General features: G+C 67.5%; 10 protein-coding genes. 5 read left to right on the top strand and 5 right to left on the bottom strand.

Annotated elements, in window-relative coordinates; all coding sequences use genetic code 11:
- The 3 genes from QYL93_RS07765 to QYL93_RS07755 all read right to left on the bottom strand — a co-directional run bounded on the left by QYL93_RS07765 (position 1) and on the right by QYL93_RS07755 (position 2,452).
- A complete protein-coding gene (locus tag QYL93_RS07765; RefSeq protein ID WP_305743116.1) occupies positions 1 to 1,428 on the bottom strand; it encodes a TolC family protein in 1,428 nt (475 codons plus the stop codon).
- On the bottom strand, positions 1,425 to 1,775 hold the full coding sequence (locus QYL93_RS07760) for a hypothetical protein (RefSeq protein WP_305743115.1): 351 nt from the start codon (positions 1,773 to 1,775) through the stop codon (positions 1,425 to 1,427). The genes QYL93_RS07765 and QYL93_RS07760 overlap by 4 nt, the downstream gene beginning before the upstream one ends.
- 233 nt (positions 1,776 to 2,008) lie before the next feature.
- Positions 2,009 to 2,452, bottom strand: a complete 444-nt coding sequence (locus tag QYL93_RS07755) for a hypothetical protein (protein WP_305743114.1) — start codon at positions 2,450 to 2,452, stop codon at positions 2,009 to 2,011.
- Positions 2,453 to 2,660: 208 nt separating this feature from the next.
- On the opposite strand from QYL93_RS07755, the gene QYL93_RS07750 reads away from it, so the two are divergent.
- From QYL93_RS07750 to QYL93_RS07740, 3 genes are all read left to right on the top strand, one after another.
- Positions 2,661 to 6,236: an EAL domain-containing protein gene (locus tag QYL93_RS07750; RefSeq protein WP_305743113.1), complete on the top strand. Its 3,576-nt coding sequence runs from the start codon at positions 2,661 to 2,663 to the stop codon at positions 6,234 to 6,236.
- Between the two features lie 462 nt (positions 6,237 to 6,698).
- Positions 6,699 to 7,922: an EAL domain-containing protein gene (locus tag QYL93_RS07745; RefSeq protein ID WP_305743112.1), complete on the top strand. Its 1,224-nt coding sequence runs from the start codon at positions 6,699 to 6,701 to the stop codon at positions 7,920 to 7,922.
- Between the two features lie 129 nt (positions 7,923 to 8,051).
- Positions 8,052 to 9,146 (top strand): hypothetical protein, encoded by a 1,095-nt coding sequence (locus QYL93_RS07740; RefSeq protein WP_305743111.1) that lies wholly within the window; start codon positions 8,052 to 8,054, stop codon positions 9,144 to 9,146.
- A 49-nt stretch (positions 9,147 to 9,195) separates the two neighbouring features.
- On the opposite strand, the gene QYL93_RS07735 is transcribed toward QYL93_RS07740, so the two are convergent.
- The gene (locus tag QYL93_RS07735; protein ID WP_305743110.1) at positions 9,196 to 9,843 is read right to left on the bottom strand and encodes a YitT family protein; all 648 of its coding nucleotides are present in this window, start codon (positions 9,841 to 9,843) and stop codon (positions 9,196 to 9,198) included.
- 263 nt (positions 9,844 to 10,106) lie between these two features.
- Between QYL93_RS07735 and QYL93_RS07730 the strand changes: the two genes are divergently transcribed.
- On the top strand, positions 10,107 to 10,838 hold the full coding sequence (locus tag QYL93_RS07730) for a hypothetical protein (protein WP_305743109.1): 732 nt from the start codon (positions 10,107 to 10,109) through the stop codon (positions 10,836 to 10,838).
- Positions 10,839 to 10,937: 99 nt separating this feature from the next.
- On the opposite strand, the gene QYL93_RS07725 is transcribed toward QYL93_RS07730, so the two are convergent.
- Positions 10,938 to 11,873: a LysR family transcriptional regulator gene (locus tag QYL93_RS07725; protein WP_305743108.1), complete on the bottom strand. Its 936-nt coding sequence runs from the start codon at positions 11,871 to 11,873 to the stop codon at positions 10,938 to 10,940.
- A 139-nt stretch (positions 11,874 to 12,012) separates the two neighbouring features.
- On the opposite strand from QYL93_RS07725, the gene QYL93_RS07720 reads away from it, so the two are divergent.
- Positions 12,013 to 13,005, top strand: a complete 993-nt coding sequence (locus QYL93_RS07720; RefSeq protein WP_305743107.1) for a tripartite tricarboxylate transporter substrate binding protein — start codon at positions 12,013 to 12,015, stop codon at positions 13,003 to 13,005.
- The last annotated feature ends 58 nt before the right edge of the window (positions 13,006 to 13,063 follow it).

Here is a 13,063-nt window from a genome sequence, read left to right as displayed (position 1 = left end):
TCAATGGCCTGGTGGGGTGGAAGGGGTGGCGGCGCTCGATGCGAGGCCTTGCAAGGCACCGGGCGAGGTGCCCGTGAGGGCCAGTTGCAGATCGGTCTCGGCCAGCCAGAAGTCGCGCTGCGCCTCAATGGCGCCGGCCACCGCCTGTGTGCTGACGCGCGCCTCGGCCAGCAGCTCCCACACGCTGGCGAGCATGCCGTTGTAGCGCAGCGTGGTCTCGTCCGCGATGAGCTGGCGCAGCGGCACCACCTCATCGCGCTGCTGGCGCGCCAGGTCGAGCGCGGTGCGGTAGGTGAGCCAGGCGCTGCGCACCTCGCTGCGGGCGCGCACGGCGGTGTCCTGCAGCGTGGCGGCGCTCTGCTCCACGCGCGCCTGGGCGCGGGTGCGCGCGGCGCCGCCCCAGTCGAACAGGGGCAGTGGCACATCGAGCTCCCAGCCGCGCGTGGTCTCGCGGTGGCCGCTCTCGCGCTCGGTGGCGGTGTTGCGCTGGTAGGCAATGCCGATATCGCCGAACACGGCACCCGCGCGGGCCCAGCCCTGCTGGCGCGCCTCGGTGTCGAGCTGGCGGCGCGCGGCCTGCACGTCCAGGCGCTCGCGCAGCGCGGTGGCTTCGATCCCATCGGCAGGCAGCGCCGTGGTTGGCAGCGCCGGCAATTGCCCGGCCAATTGGTACTGGGCCTGCGTGCCCCACAGGCCCATGCTGCGGCTGAGCTGCTCGCGCGCCGCGGCGGCAGCCAGGCGGGCGCGTGCGCGCTGGGCGCTGGCCTCCTGCAGCACGGCCTGTTCGCGCGCGTGCTGCAGGCGACTGAAGTTGCCCACGCGGGCCATGCGCTGGGCCAGCTCGGCACCGGCCTCGGCGGCCTCCACCATGCGCTCGTGCGTGGCGGCCACCTGCTCGGCGGCCACGGCGCGCAGCCAGGCGCGGCGCGTGTCGGCGGCCAGGGCCACCACCTCCTGGGCGGCTTGCAGGGTGGCCACCTGCATGCGCTCGGCCTGGCGCTCCATGCGCCAGGGCAGGGTCAGCAGGTCCAGCAGGCTGAAGGCCAGCGTGCGCTCGATCTCGCGCTCATGGCTGTTGGTCAGCCGCGCGATCGAGAACTGCGGGTTGGGCAGGGTGATGGCCTGCACGCGCTCGGCATCGGCCACGCCCAGCGCCGCCAGGCGGGCCTGCAGGCCAGGGTTGTGCAGCAGGGCGATGCGCACGGCCGCATCCTGCGTGAGCGGCTGGGCCAGCCAGCCGTCGATGGCCTGGCGCGCCTTGCCGCGCGCGGCGGGGTCGGCGGCGGGCAGAGTGGCATCGGCCGCGCCGGTGCGGCCCTGGGTAAGGGCCTGCACGTCGCCGCGCAGGCCGTCGGGCGAGACACTGGCGCAGCCTGCAAGCAGGGCGCCCAAGGCCAGCGCTGTCAGGCGGGGAATGTTGCGGCTCATGGCTTGTGCCCCCCGTGCGGGTGGGGGCTGGCAGGCGCCGCCGCTGCTGCAGGGGCGCTGCCCTGGCCGGCCTCCCAGCGCACGATGTCGGCGTGGCCACGCGGGAAGGCGGCCACGGCCTGGTGGGCGGCGCGCCAGTCGGCCAGCGGCGCATCGGCACCTGGCAGCGGCAGCTGCACCTGCATGGGGGTATGGGCCAACGGGGCCTGGGGTGCTTGCGGGGCTTGCGGTGCGGCCGCCGGGGCCGGGTCGGCAGGCGGCTGTGCCCCTGCCATCGCGGGCAGGAGCAAGGCCAGCCACGCCAGGGGGCGCAGCAAGGGCCAGCGAAGAGCGAAGAAGTCGCGCATGGTGCGGTCTCCAGAAAAATGGGAATGGAACGCCGCTGCGGCCTGCGGTGCATGCGCCTTGGGCGCGTGCAGGCATGGGCGGGCTCGGGGCGGGCGCTGTTCAGTCCAGGCGGGGGCCAAGTGCAAGCCCAGGCGCCGCAGCAACGGGCCGCACGGGCGCCCGTGTGGGCGGCATGGGGTGTTGCCAGGCGCTCCCGCACAGGCCCAAACAGGCCCTGGGGATGCTCAAACCATCAGGCTATGGGCGGCTTGATGGCCAGCGCGGCGGTGGCGCTGTCAAACGGGGTGGCGGCCGCAGGTGGAGCGCCGGCCAACAGGGGCAGGGGGGCGGCCGGCATGGCCGGTGGCTCCATCAGGGCCGTATGGCAGATCTCGCAGGCCGTGCAGTTGGCGTGCTGGTTGTGCGTGGCGCAGCCGGGTGCGCTGCTGTCGCAGGCCAGCGCAACCGCATCGGTGCTGCCATGCCCGCCACCATGCATGCCGCCATGGTCTGCGGTGTGGGCTGCATCGGTTGTGGATGCGTGGCCGTGCTGCCCATGGTGGTCTGCAGCCGCAGCCGGCACTACCGCCGCCGGCGCATGCTGCATGGGCAGCATGCCTGCGGCCATGGCGGTGCCCATCAGGCCCCGAAGGACCAGCACCACCATCAGCAGATAGAACAAGGGGCCGCGACGCATGCCGCAATGATAAGACCTTTGCCCTTGCTCCAGCTTGTCCCATGGTTTACCCGCAAACCCGGCGCGAGCGCCAATCCAGGGGTACGATGTATCCAGATGTTCGTATGGCTGCCGCCTGCCTGCCTTGGCAGGTGACGGCGGACCGGTTGCCAGGGCCACAGGGTCAGGCCGGTTCAGAAACCATCCTTCCTCTATCGCGAAAGGCCCCATGCGTGCTTTGCCGCCGTTGGCTACGGGCTCCCTGTCTGCCAGGATACGGCTGCTGATCCTGGTGGCCACGCTGCCCGCCCTGGTGCTGGTGGCCTACCAGGCTCGAGCCAACCGTGACGAGGCGCTGGCCGCCGCGCGCGAAAATGCGCTGCTGATCACCCGCACCATGGCCTACAGCCAGCAGAGTCTGATCGACACCACCCGGACCTTTCTGCAGCAACTGGCCACGACCCGCCGGGCGCAACAGCTCGATGCCCCCGATTGCTCGCAGTACCTGGCGGAGGTGCTGGCGCTCAACGCCACCTACGTCAACATCGGCCTGCCCCGCGCCGACGGGGATTTGCTGTGCAGCGCGGTGCCGCTCAGGGCTCCGGTGAACGTCACCAACCGGCCCTACTTCCTGCGGGCCATCGTCGCGCGCGAGTTCTCGGTAGGTGTATTCCAAGTGGACAAGGCGGTCGGTGTGGCCAGCGTGAATTTCGCGCAGCCGGTGATTGACCCCGAGACCCGTGCGGTGCTGGGCGCCGCCGTGGCGGTGGTGTCGCTTGACTGGTGGAGCCGTCGCCTGCACGAACTGGGCCTGCCCGAGGGGGCGGTGGCCCGCGTGCTCGACCCCGATGGCCGGGTGATCGCGCGTTTTCCGCCCGATCCACAGGAGCTTGGCACTCAGCCCGAACTGCCCCGGGCGGGGGCCGGTGCACAAGCCGTGCAAGGCGGCGCCACCGTGTTGGAGACGCATGGCGATGCCCCTTACATCGAAGTGGCGCGGCCCCTGCTCGAATCCCAGGGCAGGCCGGTGGCCACCATGCGCCTGTCGATGCCGCTCGACGCGCTGTATGCCCGGACCACGCAACAGATGTGGCGCGACATCGGCTTTTTGCTGCTGGGCTTGCTGGCCTCGTTCGTGCTGGCGCACGAAGGGGTGCGCCGCGGCGTGGGCAAGCCGCTGGCACGGCTGCTGCGGGCCACCGACCAGCTCGCCCAGGGCCAGCAGGTGGCTGCGGTGCCCGAGACGGGCTTTCGCGAGCTGGCTCAGCTGGCGCAGCGCTTCAACCACATGGCCCAGGCGCGCCAGCAGGCCGAGGGCGAACTGCGCCAGAGCGAGGAAAACCTGGCCATCACCCTGCACTCCATCGGCGATGCGGTGGTGGCCACCGATCACCGGGGCCTGGTGGTGCGCATGAACGGCGTGGCCGAGCAGATGACCGGCTGGCCGCTGCGCGAGGCGCAAGGCCGCCCGCTGACCGACATCTTTCGCATCGTCAACGCGCACACCCGCGAGCCGTCGAAGGATCCGGTGCAACTGGTCATGGCCAGCGGCCAGGTGGTGGAGCTGTCCAACCACACCACGCTGATCGCCCGGGGCGGCACCGAGTACCAGATTGCCGACAGTGCGGCCCCGATCCGCAATGCCGCAGGCGATATCACCGGGGTGGTGCTGGTGTTCAGCGACGTCACCGAATCGTACAGCGTGCGCCGCCAGCTGGAAGACAACGAGGCGCGGTTTCGTACGCTCACCATGCTGTCCTCGGACTGGTACTGGGAGCAGGACGCGCAGATGCGGTTCGTGACCCTGGAGGGCGAGGCCGCCAGGCGCACGCTGCCGGGCCCCCAGTGGCATGTGGGCAAGACCCGGCGCGAGGTGGCTACCGATGACGGCGGCGGGGTCGCTGCGTCGGACGGCATTGCGGTGGACTGGGAGCAGCACGAACAAACCCTGCGCGAGCACCGCGAGTTCCGCGATTTCGAGTACCCCCGCCACTCCACGGGCGGTGCGGTTGAGTGGGTCTCGGTGAGCGGCACGCCGATGTTCGGCGCAGACGGCACTTTCCTGGGCTACCGGGGCATCGGCAACAACATCACCGAGCGCAAGAACGCAGAACGGGAGTTGCGCATCGCCGCCATCGCCTTCGAGTCGCAAGAGGGCATGCTGGTCACCGATGCCGACACCGTGATCCTGCGCACCAACCGCGCCTTCACCAAGATCACCGGCTACGACAGTGCCGATGCCGTGGGCCGGCGTGCCAGCTTTCTCGCCTCGGGGCAGCACGACGAGGCCTTTTTTGCCAGTCTGCGCCGGACCCTGGACAGCGCGGGCGAGTGGAGCGGCGAAATCTGGAACCGTTGCAAGGATGGGCAGGTGAACCTGCACCAGATGGGCATCACGGCCGTCAAGGACGCCCAGGGGCGGCTCACGCACTACGTGGCCTCGCTGAGCGACATCACGCAGAAGGCCGCCGCCGCCCGGGAGATCGAGCACCTGGCCTTCTACGACCCGCTCACCCTGCTGCCCAACCGCCGCCTGATGATGGACCGGCTGCAGCAGGCCTTTGCCAGCAGCGCCCGCTCGGGCCAGTACGGCGCGCTGCTGTGCCTGGACCTGGACCACTTCAAGACCCTCAACGACACCCTGGGCCACGACATGGGCGACGTGCTGCTGCAGCAGGTGGCCCAGCGCCTGAAGGCCTGCGTGCGCGAGGGCGACACCGTGGCGCGCCTGGGCGGCGACGAGTTTTTGCTGCTGCTCAAGGGCATGAGCAGCGAGCCCACCGAGGCCGCCGAGCACACGCAGGGCGTGGGCAACAAAATCCTGGAAGCGCTGAACCAGCCCTACCAGTTGGCGATGCACCACGTTCACAGCACGCCGAGCATCGGTGCGGTGCTGTTCAGCGGGCAGAGCCAGTCGGTGGACGAGCTCATGAAGCGTGCCGACCTGGCCATGTACGCCGCCAAGACCGCAGGGCGCAACGCCGTGCGCTTTTTCGACCCGCGCATGCAGGCCGCCGTGACGGCCCGCGCCGCGATGGAGAACGACCTGCGCACGGCCCTGGCCGAGGACCAGTTTCGCCTGTACTACCAGGTGCAGGTGGGGCAGGGGGCGCGGGCCATCGGTGCCGAGGTGCTGATCCGCTGGCAGCACCCCGAGCGCGGCCTGGTCATGCCCGGCGAGTTCATCCCGCTGGCCGAAGAGACCGGGCAGATCCTGGCCATCGGCCTATGGGTGCTGCGCACCGCCTGCCGGCAACTGCGCCAATGGCAGGACGACCCCGCGCGCAGCCACTTGCAGCTGGCCGTGAACGTGAGCGCGCGCCAGTTCCGCCAGGGCGACTTCGTGGACCATGTGTTTGCCGTGCTCAGTGAAACCGGCGCCCGCGCCGACCACCTCAAGCTGGAGCTGACCGAGAGCATGGCGCTGGACAACGTGCAGCAGACCATCGCCAGGATGAACGCGCTGCGCGCGCTGGGCGTGGGCTTCTCGATGGACGACTTCGGCACCGGGCAGTCCTCGCTGTCCTACCTCACGCGGCTGCCGCTGGACCAGCTCAAGATCGACCAGAGCTTCGTGCGCAACATCGGCATCCAGCAAACCGACGCGCTCATCGTGCAGACCATCATCGGCATGGCGCAGAGCCTGGGCATCGACGTCATCGCCGAGGGCGTGGAGACCACGGCCCAGCGCGAATTCCTGGCGCAGCACGGCTGCAACCTGTGGCAAGGCTACCTGTTCAGCCGGCCGGTGCCGTTGGAGAACTTCGAGCAGCTGATGGCGCAGCGGTATGCGGTGAACCCCTAGGAGCGTGCGCGGCAGAAGGAGCATCGGCTGCAACGCCCGACAAACCGGTCTCGCCGGGTATCACCTCCGGCTCCCAGGGGTCCACCCTGGGCTTGTCGGTACTACCCAGCGATCCTCGGTTTTCGGACGTTTCGCTTCGATGCCTTCTGCCGCGCACGCTCCTAGCAGCCGCAGCCCACTCGCCAGCCATGGCGGCCTTGCAGGTACCGCGCGGCCATGCCCAGGCTGCAGTGCATGGCACGGAAAATGCTGATACGGTGAATGCCTTTTCGGGCATGGCCTGACCGCCGACCAGGCTCCTGGAGCCCAGGCCCCATTCTGTGAGCGCGGCTCCACAGAGAGATAGTGAAAAAATAGGCATTCAGACCCGCCGACACCCATGCACCAACCCCAGCCTGCAGTCTCCAACGCGCCCAGGCCCGCCAACAAGGGCGGTCCGTGCATCGGCCGAGCGCCCCTCCCGTGACAATTGCGCTCAAGTCCCACTTCCAGCCGATCTTCAGCCTGGCCCATCGCCGTGTGGTCGGCTACGAGGCCCTGCTCCGGGGTACCACGCCCGACGGCACGCCCGTGCCGCCGCCCGAACTCTTCGCCCGCTGCCAGTCGGTCGAAGAGCAGACCGCGCTCGATGTGGCCGCCTGCGAGCTGCACGCCGGCAGCTTTGCGCGCTTTCCCCGGCAGGCGCACTGGCTTTTTTTGAACGTGGATGCATCCATCTTCTCCAGCGGCAATGCCATGTCTGCCTCGCAGCGCCTGTTGCAGGTCTGCCGCCAATCGGGCCTGGCGCCCCACCAGATCGTCGTCGAGATCCTGGAGACCGCGATCGATGACCACGTCGACCTCGAAGCGCAGGTGCGCGAGCTCAAGGCCCAGGGCTTTCTGCTGGCGCTGGACGACTTCGGCGCCGGCCACTCCAACTTCGACCGGGTGTTCACCCTGGCACCCACGCTGGTCAAGCTCGACCGCAGCGTGGTCGTCAAGGCCGCGCAGAGCCAGACCGTGCGGCGCGTGACCACCCAGATGGTCTCGCTGCTGCACGAATGCGGTGCGCTGGTCCTCATGGAAGGCATCGAGCGGCGTGAGGAAGCCGTCATCGCGCTCGACTCCGACACCGACTTCGTGCAGGGCTACTTCTTCGGCCGGCCCGCCGCGCAACTGCTGCCGCCGGCCCATACTTGCGCAGAGATCGAAGAAACCTGGGCCCTGTGCGGCGACCGCTGGCACGATCAGCGCCGCGAGTACCGCGACCGCCTGCAGCCCTATGTGCAGGCCATGCTCCATGCCTGCACCCGCATGCAGGCCGGCGCCTCCCTGGCCGAAGCCTGCGCCGCCTTTCTCGGGCTGCCCAATGCCGACGTCTGCTACCTGCTGGACGCCAGCGGCCACCAGGTAGGTACCAACCTTTTCTCGCGGGGGCACGGGCCGGTGCTGGCCGAGCGCGATGCCTTCGCCCCGCTGCGCGACACCACGGGCGCCCGCTGGTCGCGCCGGCCGTACTTTCGGCGTGCCTTGGGCGACACCGGCGTGGTCCAGGTCACGCGCCCCTACCGCACCATGCAGAGCCTGAGCATGTGCATCACGCTGTCCGTGGGCTTCGAGCAGCACGGGCAGCGCCTGATCATCTGCGGCGACATGGAGTGGACGCCGGTGGACGTGCGGCCGGATTTTTCGGATACGGTGTCCTGACCGAAGCGGCCAGGACGCGGGCATCGGGCGAGGCCATGGCCACCGCCGCTGTCACCACCCATTTTGGTGCTGGCCTTCGGCCCATCTTCAGGGTACAAGCTCCAGTCCATCCGTTTGCACTGGAGACCCATGCGACTTCGCAACGCCCTGGCCCTGCTGGCCCTGATCGCGCTCACCGCCCTGCAAGCCGTTCATGCGCAAAAGACCAGCCCTTACGAATACGACGAGATGCGCGACCGGCTCAAGCGCTTCGGCACGGGCAATGCACCGGTGTACGTGTGGGTCATGGCGGGGTTCGATGCCCTCACCATGCCGGCCGACCGCCGGGCGGTGGAGCTGCAGGCGCGCATCCAGCAGGTGGTGACCGAACTGGGCAGCGAGGTGCTGCCGGGCGGGCGCAGGGTCAACCCGCTGGGCGGCGTCATCCTGTGGGTGACCGAGCCGGGCCTGGAGATACTGCAGGCCAGCGGTACCGCGCGCAGGGTGGCCATAGGCCGTGAGTGGTGGTACGACACATTCCTGTCCAGGGAAAACGGCCTGGACGAGATCGAGCGCCGCCTGCGCCAGAGCACCAACGGCAAGGTGGATGTAGAAATCACCGTCGATGTGCCCGGTACCGAGTTTGACATCGACCGCCACACCGGCGAAGCCAGCCAACTGATCCAGACCCCGGAGCAACAGCGCACAGCCGTGCAGTCCGCACTGGCCTTGCTGACCGTGCTGGGCGTGCCCATGTACCCCCCGCCCGCCACCACTGCGAGCGGCGCCATCACCGTGCTGGACATTTCGGGGGTGGAGCGCAATGGCACCATGCTGCTGCGGGCCAACGAACAAGGGCTGGCAGAACTGGCCGGGGAGCAGCGGGGCATCATCGCAATGCGGCCCGTGGGCTATCTGCCCATGCGCCCTGCCTACATCAGCGCGCAACCCTACGGCAACCCACAGGGTGCGGGGCAGACACGCGTGTCTCTGTCGCTGAAACGCGCCTACATGGCCAGCACCCCTGCCAGTGTGGCGCCGTACCGCAGGTCCAACCAACGCCTTATGGACAGCGTGCTCGATCCCTACACCGTCATCGGAACACCGCAGTGGGGTTCGGATTTCAGCTATATCCAAGCGGTGCTGTCGGATGCCGACGTGGAGCGCCTGCTGCGCAGCGGCGACCAGCGCCTGCAGGCCATCGGCATTGAAAAGCCCACCAATCGGACCGTGCCAGCGCCCTGAGCGCATCCCTGCATATGCAGGTTTCGAGCCCGTGTCGGCGTGAAGGTGCTCAGGTCCCCATGTACCGCCCCGGCCGGTGGTTGATGGCCAGCACCAGGTTCAGCGCCACCGCCCCCGCAATCGACCAAAGCACGCGCAGCGGCTCCACCGTGAAAAGCGCCAGCAGCACAATGCAGCAGTCCACCGCCATCTGGATCTTGCCCGCGCGCCAGCCATAGCGGTCCTGCAGGTACAGCGCGGCAATGCCCACGCCGCCCAGGCTGCAGCGGTGCCTGAACAGCACCAAAAACCCCGTGCCCGTGATGGTGCCGCCTGCAATCGCCGCGTACAGCGGCTGCAGCTGCGCGAACTGCAGCAACTGCGACTGCAGCTCCGTCAGCGCCGACAGCAACAGCACCGCGATGAAGGTCTTCACCGTGAACGCCCGCCCCAGCTTGCGCAGCGCCAGCCAGTAGAACGGCAGGTTGATCACAAAGAACAGCTTGCCAAAGCCGATGCCCGTGGCGTAGTGCGCCAGAAACGCCAGCCCCGCCGTGCCGCCCGTGAGCAGCCCGGCACTGGTGAAGAAGGCTACGCCCACGGAGATCAGGAGCACGCCGGTGAAGATGGCGATGGCGTCTTCGGTGGGGGTGTGGGGGGCGGGCGGGGCGGCTGTGGGCAGGGCCGGCGAGGGCGCTGCGGGTGATGCGTTTGGCATTGTGGCGGCTGAGGGGGCGTGGCTGGTCATGGCGAGGGAGTCACTGGGCGGGGCATGGATTGGACCACGCAAGCCGCGTGTCCCGGTTGCCCTACGTCAATATCGAATCGGGCCCATCGGCATCTCCGACGAGTAGGAACTGCGCATCGACTACAGCGTGACAGGCAACGCCAACCGGGTGGAGCTTGGCTCACTGGTCATTTACAGTTGGGATCGCCTTGCCAAGCCGGCTGGATTGTTCTGAGCGAAATTCTGGGGGGTGTATGAAACTTGGTCTTTGCAAGCTGTGCCTTAGGGAGGGCTTGCTTCAAAAAAGTCACATATTTCCGAAATCAGTAGCTAAACCGCTTCGAGGCGCAAAGGGACACTTGCTCGAGGTCCATGGTAGAGGACGCTATGGGGTTGAACCACGTCAGGATGGCCTGAAGGAAGAGCTACTGTGCACGGAATGCGAGGCCTTTTGCAATACTAACTATGAAGTGCCTTTCCGAGATACTTGGAAAAAATTACGCCCAGTGGAGCCATGGGTACCTGGGACGATGATTCAAGCAAAGGTCGACTATTCAACGTTCAAGTTGTTTCACCTTCTTAATCTGTTCCGCGCGGGCATCAGCCAATTAGTCGAACTTCGCGGGGTGCAGCTTGGGCCTCACGAGGCTGTTCTTCGCCGAATGATTCTGGAGGGTGATCCTGGTGAAACCCAGCAGTATGCGGTCGCTGGATTGATACTGTTCGACAAACGGGATGGCAGCTTAATGCACTTCAATGGTTACCCCAAACGCGATATCAGAGACAGAAGAACGTCCTACTCAATGATCTATCTGCACACTGAATGGATAGTGCTGATCTCAAAGGGTGGAGCCGATATGGTGAGGCGCTTGGCGCTTCAGCAGGATGGGGCCTTGATGCTTATTGGCCATCCTTGGCAGGAGCATCCAATTCTGGCGGAGATGGCAAGTCGGACTGTCGGGAAGGCGGAACTTCCTCCACCGTAGTTCCATTCAATGGGGCAACTCGTGCAAGACTGACTTATCGTTTTAGAAGTAGCTGAAATTTGCGGCGCACGTCGGCAGGTTTGGCGTTGCCGTGCCAGCTCAACCCGCCCGCCCCACCACCGCCGCAATATGCTCCACAAACAACCGCACCGCCTCCGCCGTGTTGTCCTTCGCCCAGACCACCCCCACCGGCCCGAAGCGGATCGTCCGGTCCAGCGGCAGGATGCGCATATTGCCCAAAGCCACCTGGTACTCGGCCATGGCCTCGGAGCACACGCCGATGTAGTCGCCCTGGTGCACCAGGGCCTGCAGGGTGGTGATGGCGGCTGTTTCGACCTTGGGCAGCAGCCAGGTGGCGCCGGCGTCGAGCAGGGCCGCATCGAGCTGTGAGCGGGTGAGCGTGCCCTTGGGCGGCATGATCCAGTTATCGTGGACCAGGTCGATCAGGCGGATGGGGGCCTTGGCGTCCCAATGGCGGCTGGCACGGCCCACCACCAGGCAGACGTTGTCGTCGAACAGCTCGCGGTGCTCCAGCCCGTCCTTGTAGGCGCGTGAGTCCAGGGAGCACACCGCCACGTCGAGCTGCTTGTTGTCGATGCCTTCGAGCAACTGGGTCAGCGGGCTCTCGGACACGGTGACCGAGATGTAGGGGTACAGGGCCTGGAACTCGACCAGCGCCTGCGGTATGGCGCGCGCCACGCCGGCCCATACGCTGCCGATGTGCAGGCGCGCGGTGCGGCCCTCGGCCAGGGCGCCCAGCTCGGCCTGGGTGCGCGAGATGTCGCCCAGCACGCTGATGGCCAGGCGCTTCATGATGATGCCGGCTGGCGTGAGCTGGATGCGCCGCCCGCGCGTGACCAACTGGGTGCCCACCAGCTCCTCCAGGTCTGCCAGCCAGTGCGACATGGCCGACTGCGTCATGTGCATGCGCGCGGCGGCCTCGGTGAGGGTGCCGGCGTCGTCCAGCACCATGAACGATTCCAGATGCTTCACCTTGAGCCGGCGGGCCCATGCCACTTGGTAATAGGTAGTCATGAGTGAATGCTAATGGATCCATCGCGCGAATTCACTGTTCGCCTGGGCGACGGCACCGAATAATTGCCGGCATGCCTGCAGCGCTTTCTTTCATGCTGCTGCCACCCTCAAGCCGCCCACCTCCCGGAGATCTGCCGATATGAAGAAACCTTTCTGCTTTGCTGCTGCCGCCAAGGCCGTGGCGCTCGCCCTGTCGCTGGCCGCTCTGCCTGCCGCCCAGGCGCAAGATGCCAACTACCCCAGTCGCCCGATCCGCCTGGTCGTCTCGCAGCAGGCGGGCGGCAGCTCCGACACCGTGGCGCGGCTGTGGGCCGAGCATGCGGGCAAGGCCATCAACGCCACCATCACGGTGGAGAACAAGCCCGGTGCCGGCGGCATCATCGCCGCGCAGCAGGTGCTGGGCCAGCCGGCCGATGGCTACACGCTGATGTTCGGCGGCGTCTCGCAGATGGTGCTCAACAAGTTCGTCTACAAGCCGCTGCCTTACGACCCCGAGAAGGACTTCGTGGGCGTGGGCATGCTCAGCACCGTACCCTTCATCCTGGTGGCCAACCCGGCCACGGGTTTCAAGTCGCTCGACGACCTGGTGAAGTACGCCAAGGCGAACCCCGACAAGCTCAACTTCTCGTCCTCGGGTCTGGGCAATTCGACCCAGCTGGCGGTCGAGCTGCTGCAGAAGAAGCTCGGTATCAGCATGGTGCATGTGCCCTTCAAGGGCGAGCCCGACGGGCTCATGGCCACCATCGGCGGGCAGACGCAGGTGATGGCGCCCGTGGGCGGCTCGGCGCTGCCGCACATCAAGAACGGCAAGATCGTGCCCCTGGTGGTGCTGGCCCCCTCGCGCCTGCCCGAGCTGCCCGACGTGCCCGCCGCCAACGAGCTGGGAGTGAAGGACTTCGACACCATGGGCTGGAGCGGCATCGTCGCCAAGGCCGGCACGCCGCCCGCCATCATTGCCAAGCTGCACGAGGGCACGCGCGCCTTCCATGCCAGCGCCGAGGTGCAGGCCAAGCTCAAGGGCATGAATGCGATCTCCATGGCCGGCCCTGCCAGCCAACTTATGGACGTGGCGCGCCGCGACACCAAGGCCTGGGGCCCGACGCTCGAAGCCCTGAACCTCAATCCCAAGTAAATCCGGCCCGTCTTCGCGGCGGTCGCCCTGTGTGGCGGCCGCCGCGCAGCCGCTTTTT

The sequence above is a fragment of the Acidovorax sp. A1169 genome (assembly GCF_030704685.1).
Classification (GTDB): Bacteria; Pseudomonadota; Gammaproteobacteria; order Burkholderiales; family Burkholderiaceae_C; genus Acidovorax.
Note: the sequence above shows the minus strand (reverse complement) of the source record. Positions and strands in the feature narration are given on the sequence as shown.